General features: G+C 67.5%; 9 protein-coding genes. All 9 read right to left on the bottom strand.

Annotation, left to right across the window (positions count from 1 at the left end):
• Window positions 1-2 precede the first annotated feature (2 nt).
• The gene (gene xpsH / locus ACZ9YD_RS09195; protein WP_465074868.1) at window positions 3-467 is read right to left on the bottom strand and encodes a type II secretion system protein XpsH; all 465 of its coding nucleotides are present in this window, start codon (window positions 465-467) and stop codon (window positions 3-5) included.
• 80 nt (window positions 468-547) lie between these two features.
• The gene (gene gspG, locus ACZ9YD_RS09200) at window positions 548-985 is read right to left on the bottom strand and encodes a type II secretion system major pseudopilin GspG (RefSeq protein ID WP_465074869.1); all 438 of its coding nucleotides are present in this window, start codon (window positions 983-985) and stop codon (window positions 548-550) included.
• Window positions 986-1,053: 68 nt separating this feature from the next.
• On the bottom strand, window positions 1,054-2,271 hold the full coding sequence (gene xpsF, locus ACZ9YD_RS09205; RefSeq protein ID WP_465074870.1) for a type II secretion system protein XpsF: 1,218 nt from the start codon (window positions 2,269-2,271) through the stop codon (window positions 1,054-1,056).
• Between the two features lie 12 nt (window positions 2,272-2,283).
• Complete coding sequence (locus ACZ9YD_RS09210) at window positions 2,284-3,027, bottom strand: hypothetical protein (RefSeq protein ID WP_465074871.1); 744 nt, start codon at window positions 3,025-3,027, stop codon at window positions 2,284-2,286.
• Window positions 3,020-4,753, bottom strand: coding sequence for a type II secretion system ATPase GspE (gspE, locus tag ACZ9YD_RS09215; RefSeq protein ID WP_465074872.1), 1,734 nt, complete (start codon window positions 4,751-4,753; stop codon window positions 3,020-3,022). The genes ACZ9YD_RS09210 and gspE overlap by 8 nt, the downstream gene beginning before the upstream one ends.
• 69 nt (window positions 4,754-4,822) lie before the next feature.
• A complete protein-coding gene (locus ACZ9YD_RS09220) occupies window positions 4,823-5,437 on the bottom strand; it encodes a DUF2242 domain-containing protein (RefSeq protein WP_465074873.1) in 615 nt (204 codons plus the stop codon).
• A gap of 133 nt (window positions 5,438-5,570) precedes the next feature.
• On the bottom strand, window positions 5,571-5,978 hold the full coding sequence (locus tag ACZ9YD_RS09225) for a hypothetical protein (RefSeq protein WP_465074875.1): 408 nt from the start codon (window positions 5,976-5,978) through the stop codon (window positions 5,571-5,573).
• 839 nt (window positions 5,979-6,817) lie between these two features.
• Window positions 6,818-8,716, bottom strand: coding sequence for a S8 family peptidase (locus tag ACZ9YD_RS09230; protein ID WP_465074876.1), 1,899 nt, complete (start codon window positions 8,714-8,716; stop codon window positions 6,818-6,820).
• A 106-nt stretch (window positions 8,717-8,822) separates the two neighbouring features.
• Entirely contained in the window at window positions 8,823-17,198 is an 8,376-nt protein-coding gene (locus tag ACZ9YD_RS09235; RefSeq protein ID WP_465075511.1) for a hypothetical protein, read from the bottom strand.
• Window positions 17,199-17,202 lie beyond the last annotated feature (4 nt).

The raw sequence follows: 17,202 nt of genomic DNA on the forward strand, positions 1-17,202 counted from the left end.
GTTCATTCGTTCGCGTTCGCGCGCGACAGACGGACTTCCCCGGTCAACCAGGCCACGTCGACCTGCCAGGCCGCATCACGCAGCAACACACGCACCCGTCCACCCGTCGCCGCGCCATCGGCGAAGAACAGGATCGCGCCCTCGCTGTCGCTCGACTGCAGTTCGCGCGCGCCAGTGAATTCGACCGCGAGCGGCTCGGGAATCGTGCCGTGGCGACCGTTCGGCGCCTGCCAGGTGCGCGCCTGCGGGTTGATCACGAAGCGCTGCGGCGCACCGGTCGAAATCGCCTGCGCCCGCGTGTAACGCAACTGCGCGGCAATGGTCTTGCTCGTGGACTGCAACGCAATGCGATCGAAGCCACCGCTCATCGCGGCCGCCGCCAGCACCCCGGTCACGGCGATCAGGCCGACGACCATCAGCACTTCCAGCAGCGAGAAGCCGCGAACCCGGGCGATGCGATGCGACATCTGGTGCGGCGACGTTCCGGAGCAGGAGCAGCCCCGGAATCTAGCATCATCGGCGCCGGTTTCCACGACGCGCGAAGCGCTTATTCGTAGCGGATATCGGCGTTGACGCTGTCGCCGCCGGGCTTGCGGTCTGCGCCGTAGCTGAGGATGTCGAACGGCTGACTGTTGCCCGGCGTGGCGAACTCGTAAGGGGTGTTCCAGGGATCGCGCAGCTCGGCGTCCTTCGCGTACGGGCCCAGCCAGCCACTGGCGCCGCCGGGCTGGGTGACCAGATCCCCCAGTGCATTGGGCAACGTGCCGGTGTCCATTTCGTACTGGTGCACCTTTTCGGCCAGCGTCTGCACCTGCGCCTTGGCGAGATTGACGCGCGCGCGGTCGCCGCCGCCGAGGATACGGGTCGCGGCGAACGCCACGATGCCGCCGATCAGGACGACGACGAGGATGATTTCGATCAGGCTGAAGCCGCCCTGCGCGGTGCGCGGGCTACCGAAGGGACGCGATCTGCGGATGTGCTGCATCGACACTGCCTCGTTCAAGAGTCCGGATTGCATTGTATGCCGCGTGCGTCCTGAACCGCTGGCGCACCCTAGCCGATGACGCTGGTCAGGTCGTAAATCGGCACCAGGACCGCGAGGATCACCACCATCACCACCAGTGCGAGCAGCATCGTGATCGCCGGCACCAGCGCGGCGAGCATGCGATCGAGCGACGTGCCGGTCTGCTGGTCGAAGGTGTCTGCGGTCTTGAGCAACATCGCGTCGAGCGCGCCGGATTCCTCGCCGACCTGGATCATCTGGATCGCGAGGCGGGGAAAGCGCTTGCTGCGTCCCAGCGCCGTCGACAGACCGACGCCGTTCTTGACCTCGCTCTCGGCCGCGTCGACATCCGCCGACAGCGCGAGATTGCCCAGCACCTTGCGACCGATGCCGAGCGCCGCGATCAACGGCACGCCGTTACGCAGCAGTGTGCCGAGCGTGCGTGCGAGCCGCGCGGTCTCGATCCGCGCGACCAGCGGCCCGAAGATCCGCCGCTGCAGCAGCCAGCCATCGAATCGCAGCCGGAACCGCGCGTCGCGAAGCTTCAGCACGAACGTGTAGATCGCCGCGACCGGCAGCGCCAGCATCAGGATCCACCAGTCGCGCACAAACTCGCCGAGGCCGAGCACGATTTTGGTGAACACCGGGAGCTCCGCGTCCAGGCTGTCGTACATCGCCGCGAACTGCGGCACGACGTAGCCGAGCAGGAACATCAGCGAGGCGCCGACCATGACGATCAGGATCGCCGGATAGATTAGTGCATTGATCACGCGACCCCGGAGCGCACGCGTACTTTCGAGGTAGTCGGCGAGTCGCTGCAACGTGTCTTCCAGACTGCCACCGGCCTCGCCTGCCCGCACCATGTTCACGTACAGCCGCGAAAACGTGCCGTGCTGGCGTTCGAGCGCGGTCGACAGCGACACGCCGCCACGCACCGCATCGCGCAGCTCGGTGATCGTGCGCTTGGCTTCAGGCTCTTCGGGCAGATCGAGCAGGATCGTCAGCGCACGATCCAGCGGCTGGCCCGCGTTGAGCAGTGTCGCGAGCTGCTGGGTGAACTGCACCAACCGCGGCCCCGAGAACGGCTTGGGCTTGAACAGCGCCTTCCAGTCCTCGACAGCGCGCGCCTCGCTCGCCGGCCGCGCCTCGACCGGCAGATGGCCCTGCTCCTGCAGACGCAACGCAACCTCGGCTTCGCTGCCGGCATCCATCGTGCCGTCGAGCGTTTCACCGCGGGTGTTGAGGGCTTTGTAGCGGTAGAGGGTCATGGAATGGACGCCTTACGGCGCGTTGACTCCGGTTACGTCGGGGTCCGTCGAGAACAGGATCCGCATCTCGCTGGCGCCACTTGGCCAAGTGAACGCCATCTGGGCAAACACCGGCAGCGGCATCGGCGGTTGGTTGGCGTCTGTTTCGTACCACGCGGCGTATCGCGCAGCTGCATCCGGCGCAACCACGGGAATCGTCGCGGCGCACAGGCTGCGTCCACAGCCGAAGCCGGAAATCTCAAGCCCATGCCGACCGAGCGATGTGCGCAACCAATCGCCGAAGAGCTGATGCAGGTCTCGTGCGTCGGGATCGGTCAGGCCATCGTTCTCGAATGCACGAACCGCATCGGCCCAGGCCTGCCCATCGTTGATGAATCCGAACGTATCGGACATCAACGCACCGTCCTGCATCAAACGTGATTCGACAGACGTGCGTGATTGGGGCGAGGCCTGCGTCCGATGCATCGGAACAGCCATCGGTGTACTGGAAACCGAGTCGTCACCGGGCTGGTCCGTTGTGCGTGCGGCAACGGCCTCGGGCGCAATCGCACCGACGGATGCATCCCGATCCGCCACCTCCAATGTGTGTTCTGCGTCCCCACCCGCAACGCTGACGTCCGAACCGGCGCCCTGCCTCTCCACATCCCGATCACCGCCACAGGCCACTGCAAACAAGGCTGCAGCGCACGCCATCCCTGTCAGTCTCATGAATTGCCTTTTCGGATCAGGCACCGCGTCCAGCGGTACATCACGCATCTTCCGTCACCCGCAGCACTTCCTCGATCGTCGTCTCGCCGGCCAGCGCCTTGAGGATGCCGTCCTCGTACATCGTGCGCATGCCCGATTCGCGGGCGAGCTGTTCGAGTTCGCCCATGCCGGCGTGGCGCATCACCGCGCGGCGCAGCGTGTCGTTCATGACGAGGAACTCGACGATCGTGGTGCGGCCCAGATACCCCGTGGGCGCGCCGGCCGACGGGCCCGGGCGATACAGGACGATCTCGCCATCAGGTTGAAACCGTCGGAGCTCGAAGCGTTCGATCTCCTCCGGCGATGCGGCGTAGCGCACGCGATGCGTCGGCTCGAGCTTGCGTACCAGGCGCTGGGCGAGGATGCCGTTGACGGTGGATGTCAGCAGGTAATCCTCGACGCCCATGTCGAGCATGCGGGTGATACCGCCCGCGGCATTGTTGGTGTGCAGCGTGCTGAGCACGAGATGGCCGGTCAACGCGGACTGGATCGCGATGCGCGCGGTTTCCAGATCGCGCATTTCGCCGATCATGATGATGTCCGGATCCTGGCGGACGATCGAGCGCAGTGCGTGCGCGAAGTCGAGACCGATCTGCGGCTTGGCCTGGATCTGGTTGATGCCTTCGATCTGGTATTCGACCGGATCCTCGACGGTGATGATCTTGACGTCGGGCGTATTGAGCTGCGACAGCGCGGTGTAGAGCGTCGTCGTCTTGCCCGAGCCGGTGGGGCCGGTCACCAGCAGGATGCCGTGCGGCTGGTCCAGCACCTTGTTGAACTGCGGCAGGAATTCGTCGGTGAAGCCGAGCCGGTAGAAATCGAATACGACCGTCTCGCGGTCGAGCAGACGCATTACCACGCTTTCGCCATGCGCGGTCGGCATCGTCGACACGCGCAGGTCGAGTTCCTTGCCCTGCACGCGCAGCATGATGCGGCCGTCCTGCGGCAGGCGGCGCTCGGCGATGTTGAGCCGGGCCATGATCTTGATGCGGCTGATCACCGCCGCAGTCAGATTCACCGGCGGGCTCTCGCCGTCGATCAACACGCCGTCGACGCGGTAGCGCACTTTCAGCCGGCTTTCGAACGGTTCGATGTGGATGTCGGACGCGCGCAGTTCGACGGCGCGCTGGATCACGAGGTTCACCAATCGGATCACCGGTGCCTCGGACGCGAGGTCGCGCAGATGCTCGACGTCGTCGACATCACCGCCGCCTTCGCCATCCGCCGATTCGATGATGGTGCCCATCGCGCTGCGACCCTGGCCGTACCAGCGCTCGATCAGGTCGTCGATCTCCGAGCGCAGGCCGACGGCGGGCGCGATGGCGCAGCCGGTCGCCAGCCGCACGGCGTCGAGCGCGTAATCGTCGTGCGGATCGGACATCCACACATGCAGACGCCCGCGGCTTTCGCCGATCGGCAGCACGTGGAACTGACGCAGGAACCGCACCGACAACGGCTGCGCGCCGTCGACCAGTTCCGGCGGATCTTCAGGCACGGATTTGGCGGCGAGCAGTTGCAGGCCGAGCTCGGCGGCGCAGGCTTCGGCATGGTCGCGTTCAGACACCAAGCCCAGACGCCCCAGCAGGGTCAACAGGCTGCCGCCGGCTTCGGCGTGCAGCCGCTGCGCGCGCGCCAGATCGACATCCTTGAGCCTGCCGCTGGCGCGCAGGCGCGCGACGATGCGCGCCTCGGGCGTGTCGGGCGTCGCTGTGGAATCTTCGAGCACCGCATTCACTGCACGGCCATCCCATCGATTACGGATCGGCCGACTTTAGCAGTTCGTCGGCGCCGGGCGCCGTTGTTCTCAGCCCCCAGGCAGCGCTTCCGACGCAGTCTCGGCGCTGTGCTCGAGGTCCGCCGGCGGCGGATCTTCGCGTCGCATCTCGTCGGCGCTCGGCGTGCGGTCCCGGCTGCTCGGTGCGGGCACATAGAAGCCGACCCGCTCGAAGAACCGCCGATAGAAGCCGGTGTCCTGCACGGTGCTGCTCGCGGTGCGCACCAGCGAGTCCTCGCTGCTGCCGATGGGCAGCGACAGTGACCCGAGCGCACCGACACCCACGCTCGCGGAATTTGAACTCTTGCGCAGTACATAGCGGTCGAGCAGCGCGCTGACGAACAACAGCGTGCGGTCGCTCCCACGGGACACGCAGGACACGCGGACCGCAAGCTGGGTATGGACTTCGGCTTCTGGCTGGAAATTCTTGGTCGCTTCAACGGCCTCGTCGCTGGACTTGCCCACCGCATAGCCTTGGCCGAGCAGCGCGAGACGCGCGGCGCTGCAGACCTGCGCGGGCGGCAGTTCGTAAGTACGCGAATAGGTTTCGTCGGAATCGAAGGATTCGCCCATGAACGGCGCGTCTTCGCGCACGTTGCGCCCACATGCAGCCAGTACCAGGACGGCAACGGCAAGTGCGGTCACGCGCGGCAGGGAGCGAACGGATTGCATCGGGACGGATCGGAAACCGGGACCGCGGCATCATACCGGCCTCGCAGCGCCCGCATCCCGGGGCGGCCTGCACGGTTCATCGTGCAGCCGGACGCGCCGTGACGCGTCAGTGCGCGGTGGGTGGCGCCTCGGGTGGCGCGTTGCGGGTGCGGCGCTCGGACTCGAGCCAGTCCAGATGTTCGGTCAACGTGCGGCCTTCGGCCTGTGCTTCGGCGCTCGCAGCGGCGTCGAGCGCCTTGGACACCGAGAGCCGCGTGGCGATGCCATTGGCATGGCGCGACGCGGCGGTGTGCCGCAGCATCGCCAGCACCATTGCAGCACTTGGCGTGGTCGCAACGGGTTCGCCGCGCAGCACGAGCGTCCACTCGCCTTCGTGATAGGTCGCGCCGGCGAGCACCCGTTCGTCGGCCCCCTTGAGTTGCGCGTGGATCTGCGGCGCACCTGCAGCGCTGTCGCTGCGGCGCGGCGCATTGCGACGTCGTGCGTCGCGGCGTGACTTGGACGAGATGGACATCGGACTGCGATCGTACGGAAGTCTGGCGCGACAGTATCCCAGATACGCGATGCCCAGCTGATCGGCCCGTCACGTGGGCTCCGCAGGAGAAACCTCCGAGATCGAAGCGCGTGCGTCCCAAGTGCCATTGTGCGGTGGCGATGTCCGGCATCTGCTGGTACGGCACGTACAGATACGGATATCGGGGGACGACTGCGGCGGTCCAGCCGCGAAGACCAGGCGGTGAGAATCGCGTTTGCGTCCTGCACCTGCTGACCGACGGAGCTGGCACGCCGCGGCCACACCATCGACGCAGGTCGCGCCAGCGAATCGGGCTTGTGCACAGAATCGGCGGTGTGCAATACAGCTCCCGCGCCAGAAGAACTCTGACAACTCGTTTCAGACATCACGCGCGAGATCGAGTGGCGCCTAGGCTCGATCCTCAACCGAGCCGCTGTACATCGATCGCAGTTCGATGAGGCGATATCACGCCGACTCGCCGGCCTAACGATGCGCGGCGGGATGCACGCTGTCGTCGCCACAACGACGCCTGGCAGCTGTCTTCGATGCTCGGTATTCGATCGCGATCGAGATACTTGAACAGATCAGCAACCGCCCCGTCACTCGACGAGCTGCAGATCCGCGCAGACCCGAGTTCGGCAACGAGCAGCGGCGACACGCTCGATCATGCGACTTGCAATACCTTCGGCGTGGCAGGCCTCGTGCCGTGAGCCTGCAATCGCGTTCAACTTTTGAGCGCGATCTCGGACACAAGAAAGCCGGCGGATAGAGCATCCGCCGGCTTTGGGTGCATCAACAATCAGGCATCCTGCAGTCGCAAGGCTGCCCTCAACTCAACTTCAAGGCGCGGTGAAGCGCGCCTGCAGGATGACATTGGAGTACGCACGGTTGCCGGACAGCTTGATGTAGTAGATGCCGGCCGCTGGCGCATTGATGCGGATGGTCTCCGAGTTGCCGGGGCGCGTCGAATTCCAGGTCCCCGTGTCGCCGGGCGCTTCATCCAGACTGACATGCAGCGAGACGTCACCGCTGCCACCACTGGTGGTGATGCTCAACGGACCCGTGACACCGGCAGGCACCTCGACGCTGTAGAGCGTCTCGCTGCCCGCCGCGCCGCTGAGGGCCCGCACCGGCGTCATGTTGACGATAGGCGTGGCAGGCGGCGCGCATTCCTCGACGGCCGGATCACACGGCTCTTCCAATGCCAGCGCCAAAGCGGCCACCGGATCGACGATGCCCGTACCGATCGGGGTACTGGCCGGGATGGTGGTCGGGAACGGACGCGCGGTTTGCTTGAGCAGGGTTTCCAGCGCGGCGGGAGTCATGGGATCCCGATCCGCTGCGGACAGAGCGCTCTGCACCAGCGCGGCCACCGCGGCGACGTGCGGGGACGCCATCGACGTGCCCGTGTAACCGGAGTAGAGGTATTCGCCCGAATCCGGCGTAGTCGCCGCATCCGAACCCGCCTGGATGATGTAGCCGTCCCAGCCACCATTGCCGGGATCCTGCGAACCGCCACCACCCGGTGCCGACAGGTCGACCAGCGCACCGAAGTTGGAGTAGGACGCACGACCGCCGGTGATGCGCGTCGCGCCGACCGCCACCACGTTATTGCAGCTCGCCGGACGGAAGTTGACGACGTCGGAGTTGCTGTTACCGGCCGCGACGACCACCAGGCTGCCGTTCGCGGTCGCGATGTCGATCGCGTCCTGATAAGCCGGATCGCACGCCGCGCCGCCGCCCAGGCTCATGTTGATGACTTCCGCCGGGTTCTCGTTGTCCGGCAGACCGGGCACCGTGCCGCCCGACGCCCAGATGATCGCGTCGGCGATGTCGGAACCGTAACCACCACAACGGCCCAGCACGCGCAGCGGCAGCACCTTCGCGCCGTAGGCGAGACCAGCGGCACCCAGTGCATTGTTGGTGGTCTGCGCCACCGTGCCGGACACGTGCGTGCCGTGCCATGAACTGTCGGAGACCGGCGAACCCGCGTAACACTCGCCTGCGACCGGATTCCAGTCGCCGTAGTCGAGTGCACCCGGCACGCGCTCGTCTGTATCGCGACGCGAGACGAAGGCGTCGGTGATGAAGTCGTAACCCGCCAGCAGCTGACCAGCGTTCATATCGGGGTGCTCGGGCAGGATGCCCGTGTCGAGGACCGCGACCACGATGCCTTCACCGGTGGCAACGTCCCATGCCGCCGGTGCGTTGACGCCGCCGACCGGATTGGTGAAGTTCCACTGGTACTGCCCATAGAAGGGATCGTTCGGGACGAACTGCGGAAATGCATCCGTCGCCGCGCGCGGGTTGGCCAGCGCGTAGTCGCGCGTATCGACCTGCGCGTATTCGACCGACGGGTCCGCAGCGATTTCCCGCACCAGGGTGTTCAACGCGCTGGCGTCCATCTTCTGCGAGAGCCGCAACAGATCGGCGCCGACGCCGAGCTGACGGACATGGGTTGCCGACAGCGCTGCGCTGCGACCAGCCTTGGAAGTATTGCCGCCCATGCGCGCCGCTGCGGACTGCACCACGCGGGTCTTGGCGGTGTTGCTGCTGCGCTCCAGAGTGCCGGCGCGATACTTGACGATCAGGCGTGCACCCGCGAGCTGCGCTGATGCGGGGGGCTGGGCGATTTTCGACTGACCGATCACGGCCGTCGGGCCCGCAGCGAACGCGCCGGGCATGGCCATTGCGGCGGCAACTGCAGCGCACAACAGCGTCTTGTTCTTCATCGACATCTCACTCTCCTCAACGTTTTTTGGATTTATTCCACTTCGTCATGACACTGCGAACCACCGTTGTGCCCGTCATCAACCGGGCGCGACGGCAGTCCGTACGCATTGGTTACCAGCCGAAACCGGCACCTACGCCGACCGACTTTTCGTCACCACTGAATGCACCGCCGACTGTCACCGTCGCGCGCTCACTGATTGCACGCTGGTAGCCGACCGAGAGCGCGCTTTCGCCGCCCTGGAAGCCGACACCGACGCCGACGCGGTTCTCGGTGCGAATGCCCGCGGCGCTGGTCGCCATGTTGAGCATCGCTGCGCCCATTGCGCCTTGGCGGTCGATTCGACGATCCGTGTCGTAGAAGCGCCGATCGACATCCCCCTTGAACTGCTCGAAGGTGTCGTCGAACGCTGCGAAGCGCTGGTCGGTATACGAATTCGCGCTGCTGACCGCCTGGGTCGCGGTGGTATCGGCATACGCGCGCGCATCGGCGGAAGCCGCTTCCACCTGCGCCATCGTTGCGCCACCGGCTGCCGGGACGTCAGCAGCTGCCGCGGTGGCAGAGGCCGTCGCGCTGGACGTCGCGTCTGCCACGCGCTCGCGACTGGCACTCGCCGCAACCGGCGTGCCCTGCACGCCGGAGGTGTCGGCGTCTGCAGGTGCAGCCGCCTGTGCAGTTGCCTGCGTGCTGGACACCGCATCCACAGCCTCGCCAGCGGTTGCAACCTCTGCAGTCGCCGCAGCGGCGGGCTGATCAGCGGCGGCGACCGCCTCGTCGCCGGCAGAAGCCGTTGCGACCCTTGCCTGCGGCTTGTTGGCAGTGGTCGAGTTCACCGTTGCGTCCAGATCACCCACCTGCTGCTTCAAGCCGCTGATCTCGGCATCCAACGCACCGAACGCATCACCGACGGAGTAGTAATTGCCGCCCTGGATGGCAAAAGTCGGCGCGGAAATCGTGCCGAACGCGGTGACCGCGGCACCACCACCCAATGCATCGGCAGTCGATTGCAGTCCGCCGAACACCTGGCCGCCGGTCACCGCATCGCTGCTGCCCGCAGTGATCGCGCCATTGGCGAGATTGGTCAGGCGCGTGCCGTCGTCGCCCTCGAATGTCAGCGTCGAGCGGGTGTCGTCGTCGTAGGTGATCGCGGTGGCGGCAATGCCTTCGACATCGCCCAGCCGATCTTCGACGCCATCCACGCGCACGTTCGTATCGAAGAGCTGACCGCCATTGACTGCATCGGTGCTGCTCTCCGCCAGCTCACCCGCCGCGACATTGGTGATCTGACGTTCGTTGCCGGCACTGCCCACCGACACCGAATTCACGCGATCCGCTTCAGATCCCTGGCCGAGCGCCACACTGCCGTCAGCCGACGCGGTCGAATCGGAGCCGAGGGCCAGCGAGTTCTCGCCGGAAGCGGTCGAGAAGTTGCCGACCGCGGTGCTGTTGAAGCCGCTGGCCCATGCCGCGCCGCCGACTGCCGTCGAGTAATCACCCGAGGCTTCCGTCGGGAACAGGCTGAAGAGTCCGGCGCCACCGCCAACCGAAACGCTGTTGATCCCCGAGGCGACCGAGTAGGAACCAATTGCGGTGGAGTCCACGCCACTCGCCGCGGATGCATAGCCCATGGCGGTCGATGCATCGCCAGCTGCGGTGGAAACCGCACCGAACGCCGAAGACACCTCGCCCGACGCACTCGCGCCGACACCGAATGCCGAACCCGCGAAGCCGGATGCGTCCGCGCTCGCGCCTACGGCCGTACCGGCCACACCTGCGCTGGTGGCCGCGGTCTCGACCGGCACGCCGCCCAACGTCAGCAGCGGATCACCGTTTTCGTCCACGGCATTGCCGCCGATCGCGATGCTGCCCGCGCCATCGGCCTGTGCAAGTGCACCCAGCGCGACACTGTTCTGGCCGAACGCGGTCGCGTTGTAGCCCACCGCGGTCGCGAAGTCGGCTTGCGCTGCCGCGCCGCTGCCCACTGCCGAGGCGCCGGTGCCGTAGGCATCGCTCGAGGCGCCCAGCGCAGTGGCGTAGTTGCCGTCGGCGTAGGCGTTCGAGCCCGATGCCGTCGCATCCTCGCCGTTGACGAACGCCTCGCTTTCGCCGGTCGCGCGGAAATACTGGTTGTAGGCCGTGGCCTCGTCCAGCTGACCCACGTTCACCGCGTCCGTCGTCTCCGTGCCGGCCGCGACGTTGGTGATCTGACGCTCGTTGTCGATGCTACCCACCGACACGGTGTCTTCCCGGTCCGCAATCGAGCTGGCACCCAATGCGACGCTGTTCGAAGCTGCAGCCTGCGCGTTGAAACCAAGCGCCGTGCTCTCCTCGGCCGCAGCCGTACTGTAGAAACCGACGGCTGTGGAGTTCAAACCCTGCGCCCAGGCCTGCGCACCCAACGCGGTCGCGGTTTCGCCCTGCGCATAGGCGAAATAGCCCAGCGACGTGGACCCGACGCCGTCCGCCTGCGCTAGCGCGCCAATGGCCGTGCCGTAGTTGCTCCATGCACCCGAACCGGCGCCGAAGGCGGAAGATGCCGTCCCCGCAGCTTCTGCGGGCACCAGGAAACCGAGACCCGGCACCAGATCACCCATACCGCCTACCGCAGTGCTGCCGGCACCGCTGGCAACTGCACCCCAGCCCACCGCTGTGGCGTACTGACTCGATGCATTCGTGGCGTAGCCAAGCGCGGTGGTGCCCACCGCGCTGGCCTGGCTAAATCCGCCATTGGCCACGCTGTAATCCCCGGTCGCGGCGCTCGAATACCCTGTCGCAGTCGCCTGCAGTCCGTCCGCAAGCGATGCGGATCCCGTCGCGGTGCTGAACGCACCGTTCGCCTGCGCGCCGGCGCCGAAGGCCGAAGCGCCCTCACCGAGCGCGATCGTGGTCTGGTCGAGCAGTACCTCGCCGGTATCGGGATCTTCGTAATACAACCAGCCGCCCACCGCGGTGCTCGAGTTCCCTTCGGCCACCGCGTTGTAACCCGAGGCCGTCGCGTAGTCGCCCCAAGCGCTGCTACCGCTGCCGAATGCCGACGCGCCGACGCCCACCGCGTTCGTACCCGAGCCGGTCGCGGTCGAATAGTCACCGCCTGCGGTCGCATTGGAACCCGACGCCGTGGCATCCACGCCGTCGGCGTAGGCCTCGCCTTCACCGGTCGCACGGAAATACCTGGTGCCTGCAGTGGCCTCCGCGAGCTGCCCGACGTTGACCGCATCGGTGTCTTCGGTACCGGCAGCGACGTTGGTGATCTGACGCTCGCTGTCGACGGCGCCGACGGATACGGCGTTGTCGCGATCAGCCACCGAGCCCTGACCCAAAGCGACACTGCCGGTCCCCGTCGCTTCGGAATCGGAGCCAAGGGCCAGGCTGTCGTCGCCACTCGCCACAGCGACATTGCCCATCGCCGTGCTGTTGAAGCCGCTCGCCATCGACGAGCCACCGATCGCGGTGGCGTAGTCGTTATCCGCAACCGCACCGAACCCGAACGCTGCGGCCTCTTCGCCTGTGGCAACGCTCTCTGCGCCCACCGCCGTCGCACCTTCGCCGGAGGCATCAGCGAAGAAACCGACTGCTGTTGCTTCGGTACCCGACGCGCCCGCCAGCGCACCCGAGGCCACGCTGCCATCGCCGCTGGCGATCGAGGCCGCGCCGGTCGCCGTTGCGTACAGACCATCTGCAGCGCTCTCCGCGCCGACTGCGACGGCGTACTCGCCGCCCGCCGTCGCCGCTGCACCGGCAGCCAATGCGTTCTCGCCTGTCGCCGCGGCATTGAAGCCGATCGCGGTCGCGTTGGTGGCCAGTGCGAATGCGCCGCTACCGAAGGCCGAAGCGCCGTCGTCCAGTGCCAGCGCAGCCGAACCCACGGCCGTGCTGTAGTCGCCATCCGCCGATGCGTCGGAGCCCGCCGCGACAGATTCCTCACCTGTGACCGCGGCTTCGCCTTCGCCCGTCGCCTTGAAATAGCGGCCGGTTTCCTCGGCGACATCGCCGATCGCGTTGAGCTGCGCCATGTTCACAGCGTCGGTGTCGTTGATGCCCGCCGCGAGATTGGTGATCCGGCGCGTGGCCGGGTAGCCACCTGCGCCTGTGCCGTTACCGATGGAGACGACATCCGCTTCCGTCGCCCGCGAGCCGGCGCCGATCGCCACGCTGTTGACACCATTGGCCCAGGCACTGAGGCCGAGCGCGGTCGCGTTCTGCGCGTAAGCATAGGAATCACGGCCCACTGCCGTCGTACCGACCGCAGTCGCCCACGCGAACTGTCCCACCGACGTCGCATTGTCCGCAGTCGCCCAGGCCGAGCCGCCCAGTGCAGTGCTGTTGAGGCCGGTGGCACGCGATGTGCTGCCGGCAGCGAGGCTTGTGTTGCCGCTGGCATCGGCCGTATTGCCCAGCGCGGTGGCGTTCGTGCCGCTCGCTGTTGCGCTGATGCCGACCGCCGTCGTGCGCGTGTTGCTCGCCGCGGCGCCATAGCCCAATGCAGTCGAGAACTCGCCGGTCGCTTCGCTGAAACCACCGTTGGCGGTGGAGGCGAGACCCGACGCATCACTGCTGTATCCCGTCGCCGTGGATTGCAGCCCGGACGCGGACGCGGCTGCGCCGGTCGCGGTTGCGAACGATTCCGACGCCTGCGCACCCGCGCCAAGGGCGGTCGCGCCCTCACCGTCGGCGGTGGTCAGCTGTTCGAGCAGCACTTCGCCGGTGTCTGGATCGGTATAGGAGAGCAGGCCGCCGACTGCCGTCGCGGATGTGCCGTTCGCCGAAGCGCCGTAGCCCGAGGCGGTCGCGTAGTCGCCGACGCTGGAGGCACTGGAGCCGAACACCGACGCCCCGGTGCCGTAGGCGGTGGCGGCCTCACCGGCCGCGGTGGCGTACTCGCCGTCGACATAGGCCGCAACGCCGTCTTCGCCCTCGGCACCGCTGGCGACAAAATACTTGGTGTTCTGCGTGGCATCGTCGAGCTGCGCCACGTTCACCGCATCCGTCGCTTCGGTGCCTGCCGCGACGTTGGTGATCTGACGCTCGCTGCCTTCCGATCCGACGGACACCGTGTTGTCGCGATCTGCTTCTGAGCCTTGGCCGAGAGCCACGCTGCCTGCGCCGGTCGCGGTGGAATCGGAACCGAGCGCGAGCGAATCGTCACCTGCGGCCGTGGAGAAGTTACCCACCGCCGTGCTGTTGAATCCGCTCGCCCAGGCCGCGCCGCCGACCGCGGTCGAGTAGTCGCCCGACGCCTCGGTCGGGAAGAGATTAAACAGCCCGGCGCCACCGCCGACCGCGACGCTGTTGATGCCGCTGGCGACCGAGTAAGAGCCGATCGCCGTCGAATCGGCCGTGGTGGCCGCTGCGGCGTACCCCATCGCTGTGGATGCATCGCCGGCCGCGGTCGCGACCGCGCCGAACGCTGCGGAGACTTCTCCGGCTGCCGACGCACCCACGCCGTACGCCGAACTCGCGAAGCCAGATGCGTTGGCACTCGCGCCGACTGCCGTGCCTGCAACGCCGGCGCTGGTGGCCGCCGTTTCGATCGGCGCGCCATCCGCACCGACCAGCAGTGCATCGCCGTTCTCGTCGATTGCCGTACCGCCGACCGCGACACTCGCCGCGCCTGCGGCCTGCGCACCTGCGCCGAATGCCGCGCTGTTCTGGCCGCTCGCCGTGGCGTTGAAACCGACCGCGGTCGCGTTGTCGGCCAGTGCAAATGCACCGCTGCCGAACGCCGACGCACCGTCTCCGAGTGCCGTCGCGGCAGAGCCGGCCGCGGTGGCGTATTCCCCATCGACCACGGCGCCTTGATCGTCGTCCGCACCGCCGGAAGCTGCGAAATACTTGTTGTACTGCGTGGCGTCATCGAGCTGATCGACGTTCACCGCGTCGGTGCCTTCGGTGCCAGCCGCGACGTTGGTGATCTGCCGCTCCGCGCCTCCCGCGCCGACTGAAACGGTGTCCGCGCGGTCTGCTTCCGAATTCGCACCCAGGGCCACGCTGTTCGTCGCCGAAGCGCCAGCCAGGAAACCGATCGCCGTCGCGTCTTCGGCCGATGCGGCGCTGCCGCTGCCGACCGCACTGGCACCGTCCGCCGTGGCATATGCGAGCGTACCGACCGATGTCGTCTGGATGCCGGTCGCCTCTGCCAGCGTGCCCACCGCGGTTGCACCGATATCCGTCGCCAGGGCGCCGTTACCGAGCGCAGTGGACGCGACGCCACTGGCTTCGGTGGTCTGCAGAATGAGGCCCGGGAAGCCGATCAGCAGATCGCCGTAATCCGCAATGCCGCCAACCGCAAGGCCGTAGTCGCCGCTCGCTACGCTGCCGTAGCCCACTGCGGTCGCGAAGCCGCCCGTTGCTTCGGAGAAGGCGCCGAGTGCGCTGGAACCATCGCTCGCCGCGGTGCTGCTGTAGCCAAGCGCGGTCGATTGCGCACCCTCGGCAGTCGCGGCGGCACCGGCCGCAGTGCTGAACGCCGCTGTCGCCTGCGCGCCTGCGCCGAATGCCGACGCGCCGTCGCCGACCGCCGTGGTGGTCTGGTCGAGCAGCACCTCGCCGGTGTCGGGATCTTCGTAATACAGCCAGCCGCCCACGGCCGTGCTCGAATCGCCTTCCGCCAGTGCGTTGAAACCTGACGCTGTCGCGTACTCGCCCCAGGCGCTGCTGCCGCTGCCGAATGCGGACGCACCGACACCAGTCGCGTTCGTGCCGGACCCGATCGCGGTCGCATAGTCGGCGCCTGCCGTGGCGTTGGCGCCTGCCGCGGTACCGTCCACGCCATCCGCGTAGGCCTCGCCATCGCCCGTCGCCGTGAAGCGCGCGGTGGCCTCATCCAGCTGACCGAGATTCACCGCGTCGGTCTCTTCGGTCCCTGCCGCCACGTTGGTGATCTGGCGCTCGTTGCCTTCAGCACCGACCGATACCGTGTCCGCGCGATCGGCAGTGCTGCCCGAGCCGAGCGCGACCGAATTGGTGGCGCCGGTTTCGACCGATGCGCCAGCACCGATTGCGATGCCGCTTTCGGCATCGACGTAGGCATTGGTACCCACCGCGATGGCGTGGATGTCATCAGCGAATGCCTGGTGGCCAATGGCCACCGTGTAGTTGTCGTAGGCGAACGCACCCTTGCCGATGGCAACTGCGCTCTCACCCGGCGACCAGCTGCCGTACCCGACCGAGACCGACCGGCGACCCGGCGCATAGGCGTCCAGACCCAGCGCGGTCGATTCCACACCGGTTGCCCAGGCGAAGCTGCCGTAGGCGGTCGCACCATCGGCAGTCGCCCAGGCGTAGGCGCCCGTCGCGGTGCTCTGCTCACCATTCGCGCGACTGTTGTCGCCCAGGGCCACGGCGTAGTCCGCCTGGGCGTGGGCCTTGTTGCCGGCAGCCAGCGAGAACTCGCCTTCCGCGCGTGCGCCATAGCCGAGTGCCGCAGAACGCACGCCGGTCGCCTGCGCGCCTGCGCCGACAGCGGTTGAATAATCCGCCGCCGCAGCGCCGACCAGCACGGGGTTGCCATCCTCGTCTTCGATCGGCCAGCCGAATTCGTCGAGTGCCTCGCCCTGCCCGCCGACCGCAGTGCTGGCGATCCCGCTGGCATCGGCGCCCGCGCCGACCGCCGTTCCGTTCTCCTGACTCGCGCTCGCATTGAAACCGAGCGCCGTGGACTGGTTCGCGCCGGCGTAGGCACCACTGCCGAATGCCGAAGCACCGGTCCCGTACGCGCTGCTCGTCGAGCCGACTGCGGTGGTGAAGTCACCGCCGGTCGCGGCGCCCGCGCCTGCTGCAACGGAGGCTTCGCCCTCGACCAGCGCGTCGTCGTCGCCGGTTGCCTGGAAGTGGCGCGTGGACTCGGCCACTGCGTCATCGACCTGGCCGACGGTGGCTGCGTCGCTGTCTGCGATGCCGTCCGCGACATTGACCAGGCGCCGCGTCGCCGGTGCGCCGGCGGCGCCGGTGCCGATGCCGTCACCGAACGAGACCGTGTCGGCTTCCGTGGCGACCGAGCCGTGGCCGATGGCGACCGCATCGGTCGCGCCTGCGCGAACGGTGGCAGTCCTGCCGACCGCAGTGCCGCCGTCGGCGAGCGCCTGCGCGGTGAAGCCGACCGCAGTGGACTGCGCGCGGGAGGCCTGCGCGTTCGAGCCCAGCGCCGTCGCGCCGGTTGCAGCGGCATTGGCGCCTGCACCCATCGCTGACGCGTTCGCTGCGCTCGCGCGGGAATTGGCGCCATTCGCCGTTGCGCTATTCGCCGTTGCGCGGGCATTCGCACCCTGTGCAGTCGAGTTCGGACCGGTCGCCTGCGCGGCATAGCCCAGCGCAGTCGACTGTGGACCACTGGCCACCGCCTGGGCGCCGAACGCCGTGGCGTTCGTGCCCGATGCGTTAGCACTCCCGGTGATCGCGCACTGCGTCACGACCAGACGCCCGCCTGCGACCACGGCGCAGGTTCCAGAGCCGCCCATTCCGACGGATTGCGCCGAGAGAGGGAGTGCCATGCCC

Source organism: Luteimonas sp. AC640a, from assembly GCF_979256585.1.

What these genes read in the sequence shown, in the direction of transcription:
- gspG (WP_465074869.1), bottom strand. Translation starts at nt 985, where the DNA reads ATGCAGCACATCCGCAGATCGCGTCCCTTCGGTAGCCCGCGCACCGCG.
- ACZ9YD_RS09225 (WP_465074875.1), bottom strand. Translation starts at nt 5,978, where the DNA reads ATGTCCATCTCGTCCAAGTCACGCCGCGACGCACGACGTCGCAATGCG.
- xpsH (WP_465074868.1), bottom strand. Translation starts at nt 467, where the DNA reads ATGTCGCATCGCATCGCCCGGGTTCGCGGCTTCTCGCTGCTGGAAGTG.
- xpsF (WP_465074870.1), bottom strand. Translation starts at nt 2,271, where the DNA reads ATGACCCTCTACCGCTACAAAGCCCTCAACACCCGCGGTGAAACGCTC.
- ACZ9YD_RS09230 (WP_465074876.1), bottom strand. Translation starts at nt 8,716, where the DNA reads ATGTCGATGAAGAACAAGACGCTGTTGTGCGCTGCAGTTGCCGCCGCA.
- ACZ9YD_RS09235 (WP_465075511.1), bottom strand. Translation starts at nt 17,198, where the DNA reads ATGGCACTCCCTCTCTCGGCGCAATCCGTCGGAATGGGCGGCTCTGGA.
- ACZ9YD_RS09210 (WP_465074871.1), bottom strand. Translation starts at nt 3,027, where the DNA reads ATGCGTGATGTACCGCTGGACGCGGTGCCTGATCCGAAAAGGCAATTC.